This is a genomic window from Variovorax sp. SG517 (genome assembly GCF_013376045.1).
Classification (GTDB): domain Bacteria; phylum Pseudomonadota; class Gammaproteobacteria; order Burkholderiales; family Burkholderiaceae_C; genus Variovorax.
Genome location: NZ_JABMJG010000010.1, coordinates 100,924 through 120,016 on the forward strand (window position 1 = coordinate 100,924; position 19,093 = coordinate 120,016).

A 19,093-nucleotide genomic window follows, 5' to 3' on the forward strand; every position below is an offset into this window, starting at 1 on the left:
GCCCCGAAGCTAAAGAGAGCAAAGATCCGACCGGATGATGGTAGAGAAAAACAGGTATTCGTTCTTCAATCGCGCATGCGTCTTGCTGCTGCCGTCGCTTGCCATTGTGCTTGCGCTTTGGCTTCCCTTTGGGTTCTCCATGGGAGGGCTGGTTGAAGAGTGGGATCTGCTCGGCCTGTTCACGGAACATGGCCCGTTTCTCATGGTGCATCTCGATGGCCCACTGCCTGCGCACGCCATCCGGCCGCTCATGCCACTGAGCTTTGCGCTCTCCTATCTTGCCGACCGTGACTCGTTCGATGTCTGGCATTGGTTGACGATCGCATCGCTTCTGGCAAAAGGCGGTCCAATGAGCTACCTGGTAAGCCGAGCCACAGGTTCACGCGGCTGGGGTGTCGTGGCTGCGGCTTTGCTGATCCTGTATCCCGCCGACACGATGCAGATGTCGCTGCGCAGCATTCACATCAACATCGCGATCGCGCTGGTGCTTACAGGGAGCGCTTTGCTTGTGGTCGCCTTCGAGACGCGTGGCTTGTTCCGCGCCGTCGTCGCAGCCTTTGCCGCGGCGTTCCTCTATCTTGTGAGCCTCGGCATCTATGAGGCCGGACTGGTGTTGATTGCATTGCCCTTGGCCGTGCCGTTCGCGCGTTACGGATTGAGCAGGCTTCTGCACCTTCGCAGGCGGGAACTGGGACTGGCTGCGATCTGGATCGCCAGCGTCTGCCTGTATCTGGCATATGCTGCCTGGGCCTCGCACAAGGTTGCCAGCTATCAGGCCCAGGTGACCGGAGGAGGCAAGGGGCCGTTGGCCACTGCGATCGCGGCGCTGCCGAAGCTGTTCACGATCGGCGGCCTGCGCGCTCTCGTGGGGGGGTGGGTCGATGCGTGGCACATGGTTGCCACTGAGTACACGAGTTATCTGTACCTGGGATGTGCTGCTGCCGCGATTGCTGCCGTTGCACTTGTTGCCGTTGCCATGGGGCGGGGCAGAAGTTCGGTGATGGGAGACGATGATTTCTCATCCTGGCGGGTGCCTTTGCGGCTGGGGCTGGCTGGTCTCGTGCTGCTGCTTGCAGGCTATGCGCCCTTTCTCACTTCGCCGTATCACATCATCGTGAGCCAGCGGACTTTTCTGTGGGCCACTCCCGGTGCGGCGATGGCCTGGACAGGACTGCTCATGCTGGTGTGGCATTGGGCACGCATTCCAGCTGTTGCCACGGTGTGTCTGCTGCTCGTGCTTGGCTTCGGTGCCCAGCTTTTCCAGTTTCATCACTACACCGAGTTGATGCAGCGACAGCGTGCCGTGTTGCGAGACATCGTCGAAGCCGCCGATGTGCCGGCAGGCAAGTCCGTGTTGGTTCTCGACGGAAGCAGCCAGATTGGTCATTCGTGGTTTTTCGTGAATGGCGACATGGTGCGAAATGCGCTCAACTATCTGTATGGCCGGTCACTGGGAAAAGTCGAGGTCTGCCGATCCCCGAGCATGGAATGGGAGCGAGCCGATCAATTCGGGCGCAAGGGGCGTTGCATAAGGAATGATGCCGGGTGGACTTTCGAGTACGCGCCTTCCGTGAGTGGGCCCGGAAGTCCGCCTTCGACAGTAGAAGCACCCAGGCATTTTTCAAAGAACGACACCGTGGTCGTCTCCGTTCGGGAAGACGGCGTGGCCGTTGCTTCGACGCAGGAGCAGTCTGAGCGCAAGAAGGAGCTGCAAACGGGCGATGATGTTGTTGCCCGCCGCTATCGGGGGGTGCTGTCGGCGCGTTCTTCAGATAGGTTCGCTCCGATGTTTCGAGATGAAGCTGTTGGAGCCAGCTATCGCTGGAGTTTCGGCGACTGGTGGAATCTCGACCTGCCCACGCGCGGCTCAGGCTGGCGTGAAGCGGAGTGGACGGTTCCAAACGGCCTGGAACAGTACGCGGCCGCATGGATGATGAACTCGACGGCGGACGTGCTCTTCGAATTGGCGCCTTTGGCGGGCGGCTATCGTGTTCAGGGAGTGTTCGATCAATTTGCCAGCGATGCCGTGCGTGAGCGCATGAGCCTGCGAATCAATGGCAAGGCGGTAGCGATGCGATGGGTATCCCCAGCCCGATTCGAAGCGGCTGTCCCCTCTGGTGCACTGATTAGTGGCACGAATCGCATCGGCTTCGTGACCGAAACCGATGACAAGTACTTCGGTCTGGCGGGGCGGCTCGACTGGTTCGAGGTCACGCCCGTGAGCGCCGCGACAACCAGCCGCTGAATTGGCTGGCCGTCGCTGCCCATAAACAGCTCATCGCTGTACTTCGGACGTGGCGAGCATGCTTTGCAGGGTTTCCTGCAGGGACGGGGCCTCCAGCGGTATGCCGTTAGCCGATGCGACGCGATTGAGCTTGCCGGGGTCGCCGCACAGGCGGTGGACCTCGTTAGGGCGGACAAAGCGCGGATCCACCTCGACTTTCATCCGGTGCCCAGTCAGCTGCTCGAACGTCTCGATGACGTGGCGCAGTGTGTAGGGCCGACCGGTGCACACGTTGTACGCCTCGCCGGGTTCCCCGTGCGCAAGCAGCAGCAGGTAGGCTGCGCACACCAGCCGGATATCGTTGAATTCCCGCTCGACATCGAGATTGCCGAGTGACACAGACGGTGCTCGCGCGGCAAAGTGCTTGGCGAGCTTCGGGATCACGAAATTGGGATCCTGGCCCGGGCCCGTGTAGTTGAACGGGCGCGTGATGATCAGGTTCAGTCGACCGATGTACGTGCGTGCCATGTGCTCCATGGCCAGCTTGCTCATCGCATAGTGGTTGACCGGCGCGGGCGGCTGAGTTTCCTGCAAGGGAGACTGGTCGCTATTCCCATAAATGTTCGCACTGCTCGCCAGCAGCACGCGCCGTGGCGGGCGCGGTAGCTGTACCAGTGCGTCGAGCAGGTTGGTCGTCCCGAGCACGTTCACGGAGTAGAACGCCAGTTCGTCCGCATGGCCGACAAAGCTTATTGCTGCGAGATGAACCACAGCCTCGGGCTCGACGGTCATGACTTCATCGAGCACGGCGGCTTCGTCGGTCAGATCGGCGCGCGAGGCGACGACCACATGGCCTGCTGCAGTGGCCTGCTTGGCAAAAGGGCGGCCGGTAAAGCCGTCCGCACCCGTCAACAGGATCTTCAAAACGAGAAGCCTTGAGTATTTCGCCGCAGATCAGCCTCGACCATCATTTGGCACAGCTGCTCCAGCGTGGTGTGCGGTTCCCAGCCCAGCTTGGCCTTGGCGCGCGCGGGATTGCCGATGAGCAGTTCCACTTCGGCCGGACGATAGAACTTCGGGTTGATCCGCATCACGGTCTTGCCGGTCGCGGTGTCCACCGCGAGCTCATTCTCGGCCGAGCCCGTGAAGTCGACCTCGATGCCTGCGCCCTTGAAGGCCATCCGCACGAAATCGCGCACAGTCTCGGTGCGGTTGGTCGCCAGAACGAAAGTGTCCGGCTCGTCGGCTTGCAGCATCCGCCACATCCCTTCGACATACTCCTTGGCAAAGCCCCAGTCCCGCTTTGCGTCGAGATTGCCCAATTCCAGGACATCGAGCTGGCCGAGCTTGATCTTTGCCACCGAATCGGTGATTTTGCGAGTGACGAATTCGCGGCCTCGCAGCGGGCTCTCATGGTTGAAGAGGATGCCGCTGCTGCCGAAGATGCCGTAGCTTTCGCGGTAGTTCACCGTCATCCAGTGCGCGTAGAGCTTTGCCACACCATAGGGGCTGCGTGGATAGAACGGCGTGTCCTCGATTTGGGGGATCGCCTGGACTTTGCCGAACATTTCGGAAGTCGAGGCTTGGTAGAAACGGATCTTCGGGTTGACGAGCCGGATGGCTTCCAGAAGGTGCAGTGCGCCGATGCCGGTGATCTGCGCAGTTGCCGCGGGCTGGTTGAAGCTCACGCCCACAAAGCTCTGGGCCGCCAGGTTGTAGATTTCGTCCGGCTCTGCATCGCGAACGAGCGTGAGGGAACTGCCGAGGTCGGTCAGGTCGTACTCGACCAGATGCAGATCGGGGTTCTTTTGGATTCCGAGTTCCTCGATGCGCCAGAAATTGACGGAACTGGTTCGGCGGTACGTCCCATAGACAACGTACCCTTTGCTCAGGAGCAGCTCAGCCAAATAGGCGCCGTCCTGGCCGGTGATGCCGGTGACGATAGCGCGTTTCTTCATAAATATCCTTCCCGATAAACTTAACTTGTGACTTGGTGTGGGTGGGTATTGTGCCGCGAGCCGCTGAGGGCAGTCCCGTGGCAGCGGCTTCAGCCGGCGGGGGGTGACTCCCAGAAGGCTGCTTCGATGAAGCGTTGGGCGCTCTGCCGCCAGTTGAGGTAGTGCAGGTCCTCCGAACGGATCTGCGTTCCCTCCTGTGCCCGGACCAGCCACTGGCGCACCGCGTCGGACAGTGCATGTGCGTCGCCAGAGAAATAGAGAGCGCAGTCGCCACAGACCTCGCGAAAGACCGGCAGATCTCGGGCGATCAGAGGCAACCCGCGCTGCGCGCCTTCGATCAAGGGCAGGCCGAAGCCCTCGCCTTCCGAGGCGGTGATCAGGCAGGAGGAGGCCGAATAGACCAGTTCGAGGTATTCATCGCTCGCTTTCTCCACCCATATCAGTCGTTCTCCCTGCTCGGGATGCTTGCGCAACCGCTCCGCCAGTTCTTCAACCATCCAGCCTTGCTTGCCGACGATGACCAGATTGACGTTGAAGCCTTCCGCCCAGAGGGTTTCGAATGCATCCAGTGCAACCGAGTGACCCTTGCGAGGCTCGACGGTGCCGACCATCAGGAAACTTGTTCGTGCTGCGATCGAGCGCATCGCCGGGCCGGCACTCGGCGGCAGGCCTTTCGAGGCGACGGTGCTGAGGTCTGCGCCGAGCGGAAAGGACCGCACCTGCAATTCGTTCGAGCGATGAGGCGCGTTGTCTGCAACCCATTCCTTCAGTTCGTTGGCGACGGCCTGCGAGATGCAAAGCGCGCCGTCGAATTCGGCAATCGTGCGAAGCCAGCGTGCGTGCAGGGCCGCGCTCCCTTCCGGGAAGCGATGCTTCATCAGGACAGGCAGAAGGTCGTAGACGACGAACTGGACGCGCACTCCGGCGTTGCGCATCTGGCGGAAATACGGTGCCTGGAAGTAGACGGGATCGTGCATCAGGTCCAGCCCGATGAAATGATCTCCTTCGCCGAAGCTGATTGGCGTGTCTTCCAGCGTGTCTTCGGGGCAGCCAAGGAACCTCAGGGTGTAGCGCCGCGCGTATCGATAGCCCAGCCGTTGGGCGTCCCCATATACGGGCTCTATACGAAAGCCTTCGGGCGGCGACTCGATCAGTTCGCGAAGCAGCGACTTCACGACTCGCTGGATACCAGTATGAAGATCCTGGTAGACCATGGACGACACATCGAGAAGCAGCTGCTTTGCCGGTCTCGGGGAAGGGAAGTTGGTCGCAACCGCCGATGCAACCGCATTCTTCTCTTCGGCATTCAATCCCGGCGCGATCTTTGCCAGCCTGGCGATCAAGGCGTCGCGCCCGTGGCTGTGACTGCGTGCAAATTGTTCGATGGCTTCGACGTACTGCTGGCCACAGCGCTGCGGCGAGTGATGCTCGTTGATGTACTGCCGGGCCCTTGCGCCCAGGGCCCGGCGGCCTTCGACGTCTTGCCAGAGGTGCTGCAATGCTTCGGTCAATTGGACGTCCGTGAACTCGTCCTCGAGCATGCAGAGACTGTCCTTGGGAAGCCAGGCCATCGCTCCATGTGCATTCGCAATCGTTGCGACACCGTGATTCATTGTGTCGAGGACGGCGGCGGACGTTTCGCCTCGTGACCTGCCGCGCAGTTGCACCGCGACGTCCGTTGCTCGCAGATAGCGGCGAAACGTCGCCTCGTCTGCCCAGCCGGTGATATGCACGTTGGGCAAAGGAAGCTCGCTGATCGCTGACCGGATGGCATCCCCATAGGCATCATGGCCGTTGTCTCCGACAAAGACCAGCCGGCAGCGGGGATCGGTTCCGAGCGGCGAGTTCTTCCATGCTCGCAAAAGGCGGTCGTTCAGCTTCGTGATACCCAGCAGCCCGAATGCACAGACCAGAAAGTCGTCTTCCGTCAAGCCCAGTGCGAGACGATCTTCTTCGCGCGATGCGGGATCATGGCTTTCGGCAGGTCGGCGCAGCAGAGGGATCAGCGTGGTCTGCGGAGCGGATGCGGCTCCATACCAATGCTTCATCAACCCCAGGGAGTAGTTGGAGTGAAAGATGATGCCTTGGGCTTGCCGGATGACCTCGAAACTGCACGGATACTGCGAAACCACCGTGGAAACATCCCCGATCCGGCTGCGATCGGCCAGCGCCTTGTAGCCGTGCGAGTCGTAGAGTGCGCGCTCAAGGCCCCGGTATCTGCCGCAGAGAAATTCGAGGTGCCACTGTGCATCGCCGAGGAAGAAGTCATGCAGGACCACGGTGCCCGGCACCATCTCCAGCAGCTCGAACATGTACTCATGGAACTCGGAGTTTCCGATGTGATAGAGCACGCGGTCATAGCTGTGGGCATGGGCGACCAGGTACGCGCCGTCGCGGACTGGAAAGGCCTGTGACAGCTCTGGCGACTTCAGTCTCCGCGTATCGACGATGAGTTCCAGGTCATAGTGCTTCGCGAGTTCGGGCAGCAGTTCTGCGCTGTAGTCGGCGATGCCGCTGCGTTGAGGAGGCAGTGGAGAGACATAGGCAAGCCTGGGTCGCTGTCCGGACGGTATCGGCAGCGATATGGCGTCGGAAGCCGCCTTCTCGATGTCCTCGACCGCGAGGCGGATCGCTTCTGTCAGTTCGGCTGAGGCGATAGGAGCGCGCGCCATCAACGCTTCTTGCGGCAGCGCTCTGGCGGTCACGAACGGTATCGCGAGTTCGGTAGTCCGCCGGGGCGCCGTAGCTGACGCCAAGGCATAGACGACATCGGGACGCAAGCGAGCGATGACGGCTTCACTCAGGTATTCCGATGCCTCGTGGGCCGCTGCAGTTTGCAAGCTTTCCATAGGCAGTGACTGCCAGACGTGAATGGACGTAGATGGAAGAATCCCGAGTAGCTTGCCGCGTGCTTCGTCAACGCTTTCGGAAAACCGTCCGTCGAGCAGTACATGGGTGTCGTGTTTTTCATGAAGTGCCTGCGCAAGCGCCTTCGAGAATGTCAACGCCAACGCCCGTTGCGCATCAGAATCGTCCGCTGCAGATTTCGAAATCCGAAGATCCAGCAACACCCGCATCAATTGACCCCCTTTTTTTTCTTACCGTGAACGTTTAACTGATTCCAGACCGAACGTGCGTCATCTGACAGCTCGTCGGAAGGTCGGTCTGGTGGTGCCGCTTTTGGAACGTGCGCCGGTTGAGGTTCGGCGGCCGGGCGCATCCGAGCCAGCGCGAAGCTGCGCATGCGTAGATAGACAGCCCGCATCGGGGCATGAATGCCCAGTTTTCTCGCAACCTTTGAAATCCGCCTGACGATGGGGCCTGGCCGCGGATGTCGCAAGAATGCCTTGATCGCCACAAGCCGCTCTCGCAGACCCGCGCTGCGAACCGCAAATCCGCGCCTGTCCAGTTCCTGCAGCTTGTCCGCAGTCTGTACACCTTGTTGCTCCAGGATTGCAATCCTGGCTTCCAATGCGGCTGCCGTTGCCCTGGCTCGCCGGGCCTGCGCCTCGACAATTGATAGCAGCTTGCGCAGCTGCCTCTCACGGGATTCCGCCCGGGCCTCCGCTTCGCTCAGTTGCTGCTGCACGACTGCGTGATGCTGGTCGTGCCGCCGAGCCAGCTCGGGGAGCGACAGCCCATACTCTTTCGAAAATGCCTGATCTTGAGCATGTAGCGCCGCGAGCTCTCCGTTCTTCTGGGCCACTACTGCATAGTCAGGACTGACGCCCGCGAGGACCGAGATCAGCGATACAGGCGCGGCGCCATGCAGGGAAGCGGCTTCCTGGAGCCGCAGGATTTTTTGCCGCTGGAATCCCGCGTGTTCGACTACGAAAGCCAACAACTGGGAGGGAAGCGGCTTCACGTGCGAGGGATCCAGATAAAAGCTGGACGTGCCTACTTCCAGGTTCTCGGGATTTGGCGTTTCGAGAATGAGCAGGCCTCCCGGAACGAGGACGCGCAGGGCCTCGGCCACGATCGCCTGCAAATCTTCGAAACGAATGTGTTCGACTACATGGAACGCCGAGACGAGAACCAGACTGTCGGAAGGTGTCTGCCTGAGGGTCGCAAGACCTTCCGAGCAGGCAACATCAAGGCCTCGTTCCCGGCAGGCTTCAAGCATGCCTTCGTCCAGATCGACGCCTCGCCCCTTCAGGCCAAGTTTGGAAAGCAGCTCAAGCCATTCGCCCCGGCCGCACCCGATGTCCAGCGCGGAAGCGGGCGTCTTCAAATCTAATAAGGGCTGAACGAAGGGAATGTAGATTTCAAGCCGGGATCGAATGAGTTCGCGCGAGCCGCGGTATTTGTCTTCGAAGGCGCGATAAAAAAGGGCGCTCATTTGTCTTGTTGCCTTCTGGGTGGGGGATGCGTCGTTGTAATGCTGTAGCAGATATTGCCAACCTGAGGCAGGATTTGAGGCAGTTCTGATACAAAAAAGATACAAATTCTAGTGGCGACGTTCATTCCGCCCTATCGACGCGTCGATCTGTGCCAGTCCTGGAGTCTCGCTCGTGATGCGGAGGCAGAAGTACGGCACACGCCTCAGGCTGGCTTGGCGCTCATCCTTTGCCAGCTTCGGTCCCTAACCCGATGAAAACAGAATCTTAACTTCCGCATCGGCCCTTCTTCAGGCTTGGTGCAGCAAAGGAGCTACAGCATGTGAAGGACTCCCTATGGGTGTATCTCAAACGCGTGTGAGGACCAGAACGAGGACGAGAGAGCACGTTTCATTAAGTAAACTCGAGCGGTGATTCGAGTCCGATTGCTGGCCAAGGGCCTATGGTGGTTGATGACGCCTTGGCTATTGCCGAAGCGAGTTCGAGTGCGCCGCGCAAATATGGAAGCAGCGCAGGCTGCGGCATTCCGTGATGCGCAAACACAGCACGGCCTGCAATTGGTTCGGGATAGCTTGGCTCGCGCAGCTGGTTCTACTGAGACGTTAAATGCGAGCGGAACGGACAAGCTGGCCGAATTGAACAGAGCCGCAGGCGGCGATGCGGCATTCCTGTCACCCTGGCCTCGCCAGGATCAAGCAGAAATCGAGGATGTCTGGTCGGCCGCCAGGTGGTGCATCGACTTGGCGAGATTGCACCCGGACTTTCATGGAGTGCTGCCTCGCAGGGTCGCAGGTCCGGGGAGAGAGGGGCTTCAGTGGACGCCAGAGGGCGAAAAGGCGTTGGCTTCACTTTCGCCACACGCTTTTTCCTGCGTGACGGAGTTGCTCGAGAACGATCCTTCGTCCCGTGCCAGGCAGGTCTTTCTGTTTCAACAAGAGCTCCGGTCGCTGGTGCCGCACGGCTTGACTCCGGCGGGTTGGCCGCACCTATTGCCTTGGTTCATGCGCTATGGCTTGGCGGCTGGCAAATTGCGCGTCGAGGAAATCTGGTGGCTTTTTCTTGAAGCGGCTCAAGACCCCCGACGTGAACTCATGCTGGCTCATGCGTTCACGCCTGCATGGCAGCAGACGCACCCGGGGGGGGCGACTGTATTCGGGCGCGAGAAGTTTGTCGCTTGGTTTGCCGCTGAATATGCGGCCTCCGGAGAGTGGCTGAATACCGCGACCTGGCCGGAGTGGGAGGAGCCTGCTTCACAGATCCGGACCGCCTATGTCGCCACGGAGTCATGGAGGACAGCTCATCCCAATGCATTCGCCGATGCGTCGCGGGCCAGTGCGCTGGTTGCTTGGTTGGCATCGCCAGCAAGCCCGTTGTCCGAAGCGCTGCGCGCATGGTGCGCCAAGTTCGATCCATCGATCCTCGGTGCGGAGCTGGCCAAGCCGGGCGTCAACGTCATCGGGCATTTCTGCTACCCCTCCGGCCTTCGGGTGTCTGTCGAATCACTGGTGACGGCGTTGGGCTTGAACGAGGTGGCAACTTCATTGCGCGACATCAGGACCGATGCGAAAGACGATCCCTGCCACGCCGACTTCCATGGTCTGGAAAGCCATGACATCACTGTCGTTCACGTACAGCCCGAGCCATTGCTCGATACGGCTTACGAGCGTGCGGATCTCTTCGAGCGGTTGCCGCGTCCATATCGGATCGGTTACTGGTATTGGGAGTTCGATTCCATTCCCGACTCATGGGTCACGCACGCTCAGAAGGTGGATGAAGTCTGGGCGGCCACCGAGTTCGTCGCGCGCGGCCTGCGCGAACGCCTCTCCGTTCCGGTTCGTACTCTGTTCCCCGGCGTGCAACTGGCGCCTTATGCGCGACGCGGCAAATCGCACTTCGGCCTGAGTGAGAAGCCCTATACCTTTCTCTTCGTATTCCACATGATGAGCGTGATGGAGCGAAAGAATCCGCTGGGATTGATCCGTGCATTCAAATCGGCCTTTGGTGAAGACGAAGGCGTGCGTCTGGTGCTCAAGACGTCCTTTGGCGATCGACACCCTGAGCAGTTCGAAGTTTTGAAGAAGGCTGCGGTTGGCGGCAACATCGTTCTCATCAATGAGGTCTATACCCCCGACAACCTCCTGTCGCTGATGGACGCGTGCGATGCCTACGTGTCGCTCCATCGAAGCGAAGGCCTTGGGTTGACGATGGCTGAAGCGATGCTCATGGGTAAGCCGGTGATCGCGACCAACTTCTCCGGCAACGTCGACTTCATGGATGAGAGCAATAGCCTGCCTGTTTCATACAAGCTCGTGAAGTTGGGGCAGGCCATTCCGCCCTACGACGCCGATCTGGAATGGGCCGAGCCCTCAGTGGAACATGCTGCCCAGCTCATGCGGCGCGTCTACGACGATCAGGATTGGGCGCGTGAACTTGGCGCGCGGGCCAAGGAAAGTGCCGAAACAAATCTGTCGCTGCAAAGTGCTGGGAGGAAGATCAGGCATCGCCTTGAAGAGATCAAGGCAATGCGGGGGAAGTCGCAGGCGGAGTGAAGCGCGTGCGGGACACGCGCTCGTTACTGCTCCACGATCCGCCCATGCTCGAGGTGGATCACCCGGTTGCACTCCTTGGCGATGAGCTCCGGCGAGTGCGACGCGAGCACCAGAATGCCGGACTTCGAGACCACGTCCCGCATCCGCTTCTCGGCTTTCTCGGTGAACTCGGCATCGCCCACCGATAGCCATTCATCCATGAGCAGGATGTCAGCCTCGACGCTCGTCGAGATCGAGAACGCGAGACGCATCATCATGCCGGTCGAATAGGTCCGAACCGGCATGTTGACGTATTCGCCCAGGCCGCTGAATTCGCAGATGTCGGGCGTGAGGCGGTCGATTTCCTTCTTGCTCATGCCCATCACGAGGCCGCGCAGCATGATGTTCTCCACGCCCGTGGCGTCCATCTCGATGCCCAGCGAAGGGTCGATCAGGCTGGCCACCGTGCCCTGGCGCGCGAATTCGCCGGAAGATGGCTCGTAGACTCCGGCAAGCGTGCGCAGCAGCGTCGACTTGCCCGCCCCGTTGTGGCCGACGAGGCCGAGCCGGTCTCCGCTCTTCAGCTCAAGGTTGATGCCGCTGAGCGCCTGCACCACCGTTACGCCTGTTTCCTTGCCGAAACGCCCGCCGGTCACCGAGGCAGCGAGTGTCTTCTTGAGCGAGTTCGCGCCGGCTCCGTAGATGGGGAAGTTGACGGCGACGTTCTTGAGAGAGATGAATGCCATGGATCAGAGCCAGTAGACGACGCGGCGGCGGTACTTCGAGAACACGAAGACCGCAAGAATCAAGCACAGCGCCGTCCAGAACAGGATGCCGATCCAGCTGTGGATATGCGCGGTGCCGCCCATCAGGGGCGTGCGAAGCAGGTCCAGCATCTGTGCGAAGGGGTTCCACAGCACGTACTTGGCGCGGCCGGGGAGGTTCTCGGGCAGCCAGAAGACCGGCGTGAGGAACATCAGCATTTGCATCACGCTGGTGACGATCTGGGTGACGTCGCGGTAGCGCGTGCAGATCAGGCCCAGCAGCAGGCCGAGGGCATGCGCGTTGATGATCAGGACGACAAAGGCCGGTACTACCATCAGTACGGACCAGGACAGCGAGACACCTGCCCAGATTGCTACCGGAATGTAGAGCACGATCTGGTGCGCGAACTGGATCAGGTTGCGTGCCAGACTGCGCCAGACGAACAGGCTGATCGGAAAGTAACCCTGCTTGAGATAGTTGGACGATCCGACGAAGGCATTGCATGCATCCGTCACGATGCTCGAGAAGAAGGCCCAGAAGATGATGCCCAGCGCCAGGTGAGGGAAGAAGCGTGAAAGCTCGCTGCCGAACAGCGAACTGTACAGCGGCCCCATGCCAGCGATCATCACGCCCATGCTCAGCGTGAGCCACATCGGCCCGAGCATCGAGCGGCGATAGCGCAGAACGATGTCGAACCAGGCGAGCGTCCACCAGATGTCTGTGCGGCGGGTGCCCTGCCACCAGTCGGACAGTGCGCTTCGATGAAGATTGGAGTGGACTTGACTCATGTACGGCCGTAGGTGTCTGCAAGGCGGACGATGTCGTCCTCGCCCAGGTACCCGCCGCATTGGACTTCGATGAGCACCAGTTCGTCATCGCCGATGTTGGTCAGGCGATGTTTTTCCTTCAGGGGAATGTAGCGATATTGGCCGGGTAGGGTTTCGTACTCGGTTTCTCCGATCTGCACGATGCCACGGCCCTGCACCACCACCCAGTGTTCCGCGCGCTGATGGTGATACTGCAGCGACAACGCCTCGCCGGGCCGCACCGTGATGCGCTTGACCTTGTAGCCTTCTTCCTCCTTCAGGGAGGCATAGGTTCCCCAGGGGCGATGGACGACCGGCGGAAGGTGCACAGTCTCGTGCTTGCGGGCCTTGAGTACGTCGACGACCTTCTTCACCTTCTGCGCGCTGTCCTTGTGAAGCACCAGCAGCGCATCGGGCGTGTCGACGATCACGAGGTCGTGGACCCCTACGGTGGCGACGACCTTCGGGCCATAGCTTTCCACCTGTACGTGCGTGCCCGTGGTATCGAGAGCAACGACATCGTCGGGGAGGGTGTTGCCGCTGGCGTCCGGCGTCAGCGCATTGGAGACTGCGGGCCAGGAGCCCACGTCGCTCCACCCGAACTTGGCGGGGACGACATGCACGTTGGAAGCGTGTTCCAGCACCGCGTAGTCGATGCTGATGTCTGGCTGCAGGCCGAACGCGTGCAAATCGAAGTTGACCGAGTTGCCTGCGGATTTCGAGGTCTCCAGCGCATGCCGCGCCGCCCGGATGACATCGGGGGCGTGTTTCTCGAGTGCTGCGACAATCGTGTCGGCCGTGAAGGCGAACATGCCGCTGTTCCAGTAGTAGCGGCCCGTGGCCAGGTACTTCTGCGCGGTTTCGAGGTCGGGTTTCTCGACGAAACGCTTGACCGCCTGGCTCTCGCGCGAGACATGTTCGACTTCGATGTAGCCGAAGCCGGTATCGGGGCTCGTGGGGCTCACGCCGAACACGACGAGGTTGCCTTCCTGCGCCAAACGGAAGGCTTCGGTGGCGCTTGCGACAAAAGCCTCCACGTCCGGGACGAGGTGGTCCGCGGACAGGACAAGCATCACCGTGTCGCCGCTGAACTGGCGAACACACTGAAGTGCGGCCAGCGCAATCGCCGGGCCGGTATTGCGCCCCTTGGGTTCGAGGAGAAAAGTCGTCGATGGCGGGTCGCTCATCTGCCCGAGCACGTCTTTTGTCAGGAACAGGTGATCCTTGTTGGTCACAACCATCAGGTCACCGGTGCCGCAGGCCTGCCCGCGTTCGACGGCCTGTTGAAGCAGCGTGGAATCACCAAGCTTCATGAACGGCTTGGGAAAGGCCTGGCGCGAAGCAGGCCAGAGCCTGGAACCGGCGCCTCCCGAAAGCACCACAGAGAGTAGCCTCATCGTTTTCCTTTAGCTTTTTAACCGGCCAATTTTAAGGGAGCCCTCCGGGGGACCTGGCGGGGCGGACGAAACGTCGGCCTTCGGCCCTCCTTGTTGAAGCTGGTTGCGCAGATAATCCCCTCCCGCAAGGCCCGCGACGCCAGGTTCCGGCATCGCCCCGGCTGATTCCGCTTTTCCTCAAGGCTCCGCCCGCATGCCGCGCGGGGTGCCCAATCTCTCTATGAAATCTGTCTATCGATTCATCCTCGGCCTGGCCGGACTCTGGCAAGGACCCGGAATGATGGGGCGCGTGCAGCGGGCATGGCGAATGTTCAACAAGTCGGGCTGGCCGGGCATCCGTTGGGAACTGGGACGGCGATTCGGTGGCTACAACGACTACACGAAGTGGGTGCAGCGCTACGACACCCTCACTCCGGAACTGCGCGAGAGGATCGCCCGGCGCGTTGCCGCCATGACCGACCGGCCGCTGATCTCGGTCGTGATGCCCACCTACAACCCCAACCCGGCCTGGCTGCGCGAAGCGATCGAGTCGGTGCGCGGCCAGATCTATCCGAACTGGGAGCTCTGCATCGCGGACGACGCATCCCCTTCGGCGGAGGTGCGCGAGATCCTCAAGTCGTACAGCGAGAGCGACCCACGCATCAAGGTGGTGTTCCGTCCGAAGAACGGCCACATCTCGGCCGCGTCCAACAGCGCGCTCGAACTGGTCTCCGGCCCTTGGGTGGCGCTCATGGACCACGACGACCTGCTGCCGGCCCATGCGCTCTTCTGGGTGGCCGATTGCATCGCGGCCCATCCCGACGTGAAGCTGATCTATTCGGACGAAGACAAGGTCGACGAGGGCGGCCACCGTTTCGGTCCTTATTTCAAGTCCGACTGGAACGTCGATCTCTTCCGCTCGCAGAACATGTTCAGCCACCTGGGCGTGCTCTCGACCGAGCTCATGCGCTCCGTCGGCGGCTTCCGCGTGGGCATGGAAGGCTCGCAGGACTGGGACCTCGTACTGCGGTGCATGGAGCGCGTCGACCCGGGGCAGATCCGCCACATTCCGCGCGTTCTGTACCACTGGCGCGTGCACGTGGAGAGCACGGCCAAGTCGATGAACGCCAAGCCCTATGCCGCCCTCGCAGGCGAGCGCGCGCTGAACGAGCATTTCGAGCGCACCGGTGTTCGTGCCACGGCGGAGCACCTCGATTTCGGCTACCGGGTGCATTACGCCTTGCCCGATGTCTTACCGTTGGTTTCCGTGATCATCCCGACGCGCAACGCCCTGCAGCTCACGCGGCAGTGCGTGCAGTCGATCCTCGAGAAGACCAGCTACTCAAACTACGAGATCATCATTGTCGACAACGGCTCTGATGATCCCGACACCCTGGCCTGGTTCAAGCGCATCGCTGCCGAGAAGCCCAAGGTCCGCGTGCTGCGGGACGATCGCGACTTCAATTACGCGGCGCTGAACAATGGCGCCGTTGCTGTGGCCAACGGCGAGCTCGTGGCGCTGGTCAACAACGACATCGAAGTCATCACGCCTGATTGGCTCAGCGAGATGGTCAGTCTTGCGCTGCAGCCGGGCGTCGGGGCGGTGGGTGCGCGGCTGTGGTTTCCTAACAGGACGCTGCAGCACGCGGGCGTGATCCTCGGCGTAGGCGGCATTGCCGCCCACTCGCATCGCCGCATGCCGATGGGCCGCGAAGGCTATGCCGGCCGCGCGGCGCTGATCCAGACGCTCTCGGCGGTCACCGCGGCCTGCCTCGTGATCCGCAAGAGCCACTACCTGGAGGTCGGCGGGCTCGACGAGGTGCACCTGAAGGAGTCCTTCAACGACATCGACTTCTGCCTGCGCCTGCGCGAAGCGGGTCTGCGCAACGTCTGGACGCCCTATGCGGAGCTGTTCCACCACGAGTCCGCGACGCGCGCCAAGGATGTCTCGCCGCAGAAGCAGGCGCAGTTCCAGGAAGAGTCCGCCTACATGCACAAGCGCTGGGGCGACCTGATCCAGAACGACCCCGCCTACAGCCCCAACCTCATGCTGGCCCGGGAGGACTTCAGCTACGCCTGGCCCCCCCGCGTGGCTCCGGTCTGATCGAGGTCCGATGCCCCTCGCAGTCTCCGTCGCCCTCTGCACCCGCAACGGCGCACGCTACCTTCCCGAGCAGCTGCGCAGCATCTGCGCGCAGGAGCCGCTGCCGCAGGAGATCGTCGTCTCCGACGACGGCTCCACCGACGACACCCTCGCCGTCATGCGCGACACCCTCGCCCAGTGCGGCGTGGCCGACCGCATCGCGCTGCGCGTGTTCAGCAATTCGCCGCCGCTGGGCGTCACCCGCAATTTCGAGCAGGCGGTGCGCGCCTGCAGCCACGACCTCATCGCGCTGTGCGACCAGGACGACGTCTGGCACGCCGGGCGGCTGGCGCGCATGGTGGCGCAGTTCGAGGCGCGGCCCGACCTGCTGCTGCTGCATACCGACGCCCGCTTGGTCGACGGCGACCTGAAGCCGCTGGGCTCCACGCTCTTCCATGCGCTCGAGGTGCAGCCGGCCGAGCTGAAGGCCATCGCGAGCGGCGAGGCCTTCGGTGTGCTGCAGCGGCGCAATCTGGTGACCGGCGCGACGACGATGTTCCGAAAAACCTTGCTCGAGTCCGCGTTGCCGTTCGCGCCCGAATGGGTGCACGACGAATGGCTGGCCGCTGTGGCCGCGGCCACCGGCCGCATGGACGTGCTGCCCGAGCCGACCATCGACTATCGCCAGCACGGCAACAACCAGATCGGCGCGCGTCGGCTGACGCTGTCCGAGAAGATGGCGAAGGCCTTCGAGAAGCGGGGCGACAAGCATGTGGCGCGGCTGCGGCGGGCCGAGGCGCTGCTGCAGCGGCTGCAGCAGCTCGGCGACCGCGTGCGGCCGGGCTGCCTGGATGCGCAGCGCGCCAAGGTCGCGCATCAGCGGTTCAGGGCCGGATTGCCGGCGGCGCGTCCGCTGCGTCTGCTGCCGATCCTTCTGGAGGCCGCGCGCGGCCGCTATGAACGCTTCGGTCGAGGCAGGCAGGCTATCGTTCAGGACGTTTTCGAGCGCGGCTGACCGTCTCCGTTGATGGGCCGGCTATCGGCCCTGCAGCCGCAGGTATCGCCAGAACGAGGCCGACAGCCACACCTTCAGCAGGCTAGTCACGTGCCAGTACAGGTATTTCTTGCTGCGATGGCTCTCGCGCTGCGCGTCGTGCCGGGCGAGGAGGTTCTCACCCACCTGCAGCTTCCAGCCCGCCAGCCGGGTGCGGGCGCAGATGTCGAAGTCTTCGCCGTACATGAAGAACTTCTCGTCGAAGCCGCCGACCTGCCGGTAGGCCTTGCTGCGAAACAGCATGAACAGGCCCGGAATCCACGCCGGCACCGTCGGGCGCACGTAGCCGGGCTTTTTTCTTCCGACGATCTCGAGCGGCGTGAGCAGTGCCCGGTGCGGTTCGGGCTCGGTCTTGCCGGGCTCCAGGATGCGCGGCGTCAGCAGGCCGGCGTCCGCCGCAGCCTGCGCGAGCAGCGGCGACAGCACGTCGTCGTCGAAGCGAATGTCGGGGTTCAGCACCAGGAACCACTCGGTGCCGCAGCGCTCGAAGGCCTGGTTGTGATTGGCGCCGAAGCCCTTGGGGCTCGCGTTCTCGATCCGCTCCACCTCGAAGCCCCAGCTGCGGCCGGCAAGCAGGTCGGCCTCGGGGATGTTCAATGTCAGCAGAACCTTGTCGATGACTGCGCGGCTGTACCTGTCCAGCTGCTCGAGCAGCGGCAGCACCAGCGCGAGTTGGCCGTGGCTCACGATTGAAACGGTGATCGGGGGGCGGGAGGAGGGGGGCGTGGGCATGGTCTAATTTCGCCCGGGAATTCTAGGGTTCCCCAACCCCCACACATGATTGCTCTGATCGTCATCAGTTTCTTCGTCGCCGCCTTCTCGGTCCAGGTGTTCATGCGACGTGCGCGGCGGCATGCCCGCCTCTACGGCGCCGACATGCCCCAGCGCTTCCACAAGGGCCACGTGCCGCGCCTGGGCGGTGCGGGCATCCTGCTGGGCATGGGGGCGGCCTGGCTGGCCGCCGGCATCACCGGCACCGACCCGTTCAACGTCTCCTGGCCGGTCACGACCTCGATGCTCACGCTGGTGTGCATCCTGCCGGCGGTGCTGGGCGGCATCGTCGAGGACGTCACCCAGCGCGTGAAGGTGCGCTACCGGCTGGGGCTGACCATCGGCTCGGCGCTGCTGGTGTGCTGGCTGCTGGGGCTGGGCGTGGCGCGCACCGGCTTCGAGACGGTCGACGGCTGGCTGGCGATGATTCCCTTTGCCACGGTGATCTTCGCGGCCCTCGCCATCGGCGGCCTGCCGCACGCCTTCAACATCATCGACGGCTACAACGGGCTCGCGGGCACGGTCGCGGTGCTGGTCTGCCTGGCGATCTCGCACGTGGCCCTGCAGGTCGGCGACCGGCAACTGGCCGCCATGGTGATCTGCCTGGTCGGCGCCACCTTCGGCTTTCTGGTGTGGAACTACCCGCGCGGCAAGATCTTCGCCGGCGACGGCGGCGCCTACGTCTGGGGCATGGTGATCGCCGTGGCCTGCGTGACGCTGGTGCAGCGCCACCGCGTGGTGTCGCCCTGGTTCCCGATGCTGCTGCTGATCTACCCGGTGTGGGAGACGCTGTTCTCCATCTATCGCAAGCTGGCGCGCGGGCAGTCGCCCGGCACGGCCGACGCGCTGCACTTCCACCAGCTGATCTTCCGCCGCATCGTGCGCGTGGCCTTTGCGGACGACGAGGCCCGCCAGCTGCTGGCGCGCAACAACCGCACCTCGCCCTACCTGTGGATGTTCGCCGCCCTGTCGGTGGTGCCGGCGGTGCTGTTCTGGAACAACACCATCGTGCTGATGTTCTTCTGCCTGCTGTTCGTCACGACCTACGTGGGTGCGTACCTGATGATCGTGCGCTTCAAGGTCCCGCGCTGGCTGCGGCCATGAACAGGCACCCCCCCAGGCTTCGCGCACTTCGTGTCGCTGCGCCAACCCCCTTGCAGGGGGCAACACCGGTGGCCCGGCAAAGCCGGT

The 19,093-nt window shown here is 62.4% G+C and carries 13 protein-coding genes; 5 read left to right on the forward strand and 8 right to left on the reverse strand.

Translation table 11 applies throughout. From position 1 onward, the window contains the following. The first annotated feature begins 34 nt into the window (after positions 1-34). Entirely contained in the window at positions 35-2,245 is a 2,211-nt protein-coding gene (locus FHT32_RS27230) for a hypothetical protein (RefSeq protein ID WP_176667693.1), read from the forward strand. 30 nt (positions 2,246-2,275) lie between these two features. On the opposite strand, the gene FHT32_RS27235 is transcribed toward FHT32_RS27230, so the two are convergent. The 4 genes from FHT32_RS27235 to FHT32_RS27250 all read right to left on the reverse strand — a co-directional run bounded on the left by FHT32_RS27235 (position 2,276) and on the right by FHT32_RS27250 (position 8,521). Beyond that, positions 2,276-3,148, reverse strand: coding sequence for a GDP-mannose 4,6-dehydratase (locus FHT32_RS27235; RefSeq protein WP_176667694.1), 873 nt, complete (start codon positions 3,146-3,148; stop codon positions 2,276-2,278). After that, complete coding sequence (gene gmd / locus FHT32_RS27240; RefSeq protein ID WP_176667695.1) at positions 3,145-4,182, reverse strand: GDP-mannose 4,6-dehydratase; 1,038 nt, start codon at positions 4,180-4,182, stop codon at positions 3,145-3,147. The genes FHT32_RS27235 and gmd overlap by 4 nt, the downstream gene beginning before the upstream one ends. A gap of 89 nt (positions 4,183-4,271) precedes the next feature. Then, positions 4,272-7,259 (reverse strand): glycosyltransferase, encoded by a 2,988-nt coding sequence (locus FHT32_RS27245; RefSeq protein WP_176667696.1) that lies wholly within the window; start codon positions 7,257-7,259, stop codon positions 4,272-4,274. Next, positions 7,259-8,521 (reverse strand): bifunctional 2-polyprenyl-6-hydroxyphenol methylase/3-demethylubiquinol 3-O-methyltransferase UbiG, encoded by a 1,263-nt coding sequence (locus FHT32_RS27250; RefSeq protein WP_176667697.1) that lies wholly within the window; start codon positions 8,519-8,521, stop codon positions 7,259-7,261. The genes FHT32_RS27245 and FHT32_RS27250 overlap by 1 nt, the downstream gene beginning before the upstream one ends. Positions 8,522-8,944: 423 nt before the next feature. Between FHT32_RS27250 and FHT32_RS27255 the strand changes: the two genes are divergently transcribed. After that, positions 8,945-11,068, forward strand: a complete 2,124-nt coding sequence (locus FHT32_RS27255; protein WP_256099181.1) for a glycosyltransferase family 4 protein — start codon at positions 8,945-8,947, stop codon at positions 11,066-11,068. 23 nt (positions 11,069-11,091) lie between these two features. On the opposite strand, the gene FHT32_RS27260 is transcribed toward FHT32_RS27255, so the two are convergent. Genes FHT32_RS27260 through FHT32_RS27270 form a run of 3 tightly spaced genes read right to left on the reverse strand, consistent with a single transcriptional unit; the run spans position 11,092 to position 14,015 of the window. Beyond that, positions 11,092-11,793 (reverse strand): ABC transporter ATP-binding protein, encoded by a 702-nt coding sequence (locus tag FHT32_RS27260; protein ID WP_176667698.1) that lies wholly within the window; start codon positions 11,791-11,793, stop codon positions 11,092-11,094. Between the two features lie 3 nt (positions 11,794-11,796). Then, entirely contained in the window at positions 11,797-12,600 is an 804-nt protein-coding gene (locus FHT32_RS27265) for an ABC transporter permease (RefSeq protein ID WP_176667699.1), read from the reverse strand. After that, positions 12,597-14,015, reverse strand: a complete 1,419-nt coding sequence (locus FHT32_RS27270; RefSeq protein ID WP_176667700.1) for a mannose-1-phosphate guanylyltransferase/mannose-6-phosphate isomerase — start codon at positions 14,013-14,015, stop codon at positions 12,597-12,599. The genes FHT32_RS27265 and FHT32_RS27270 overlap by 4 nt, the downstream gene beginning before the upstream one ends. Before the next feature lie 307 nt (positions 14,016-14,322). On the opposite strand from FHT32_RS27270, the gene FHT32_RS27275 reads away from it, so the two are divergent. Then, entirely contained in the window at positions 14,323-16,098 is a 1,776-nt protein-coding gene (locus FHT32_RS27275) for a glycosyltransferase family 2 protein (RefSeq protein WP_218088434.1), read from the forward strand. Between the two features lie 10 nt (positions 16,099-16,108). Next, positions 16,109-17,092, forward strand: coding sequence for a glycosyltransferase family 2 protein (locus FHT32_RS27280; RefSeq protein WP_176667702.1), 984 nt, complete (start codon positions 16,109-16,111; stop codon positions 17,090-17,092). 21 nt (positions 17,093-17,113) lie between these two features. Here FHT32_RS27280 and FHT32_RS27285 read toward each other — a convergent pair whose 3' ends face one another. Further along, a complete protein-coding gene (locus FHT32_RS27285; protein ID WP_176667703.1) occupies positions 17,114-17,863 on the reverse strand; it encodes a glycosyltransferase family 2 protein in 750 nt (249 codons plus the stop codon). A 45-nt stretch (positions 17,864-17,908) separates the two neighbouring features. Here FHT32_RS27285 and FHT32_RS27290 point away from each other — a divergent pair, with 45 nt between their 5' ends. Continuing rightward, on the forward strand, positions 17,909-19,006 hold the full coding sequence (locus FHT32_RS27290) for a glycosyltransferase (RefSeq protein ID WP_176667704.1): 1,098 nt from the start codon (positions 17,909-17,911) through the stop codon (positions 19,004-19,006). The last annotated feature ends 87 nt before the right edge of the window (positions 19,007-19,093 follow it).

Bases quoted from the DNA above. Each gene is read 5' to 3' on its own strand.
- FHT32_RS27230 (WP_176667693.1), top strand. From the start codon at position 35: ATGATGGTAGAGAAAAACAGGTATTCGTTCTTCAATCGCGCATGCGTC.
- FHT32_RS27265 (WP_176667699.1), bottom strand. From the start codon at position 12,600: ATGAGTCAAGTCCACTCCAATCTTCATCGAAGCGCACTGTCCGACTGG.
- FHT32_RS27270 (WP_176667700.1), bottom strand. From the start codon at position 14,015: ATGAGGCTACTCTCTGTGGTGCTTTCGGGAGGCGCCGGTTCCAGGCTC.
- FHT32_RS27290 (WP_176667704.1), top strand. From the start codon at position 17,909: ATGATTGCTCTGATCGTCATCAGTTTCTTCGTCGCCGCCTTCTCGGTC.
- FHT32_RS27245 (WP_176667696.1), bottom strand. From the start codon at position 7,259: ATGCGGGTGTTGCTGGATCTTCGGATTTCGAAATCTGCAGCGGACGAT.
- FHT32_RS27280 (WP_176667702.1), top strand. From the start codon at position 16,109: ATGCCCCTCGCAGTCTCCGTCGCCCTCTGCACCCGCAACGGCGCACGC.
- FHT32_RS27250 (WP_176667697.1), bottom strand. From the start codon at position 8,521: ATGAGCGCCCTTTTTTATCGCGCCTTCGAAGACAAATACCGCGGCTCG.
- FHT32_RS27260 (WP_176667698.1), bottom strand. From the start codon at position 11,793: ATGGCATTCATCTCTCTCAAGAACGTCGCCGTCAACTTCCCCATCTAC.
- FHT32_RS27275 (WP_218088434.1), top strand. From the start codon at position 14,323: ATGTTCAACAAGTCGGGCTGGCCGGGCATCCGTTGGGAACTGGGACGG.
- gmd (WP_176667695.1), bottom strand. From the start codon at position 4,182: ATGAAGAAACGCGCTATCGTCACCGGCATCACCGGCCAGGACGGCGCC.
- FHT32_RS27285 (WP_176667703.1), bottom strand. From the start codon at position 17,863: ATGCCCACGCCCCCCTCCTCCCGCCCCCCGATCACCGTTTCAATCGTG.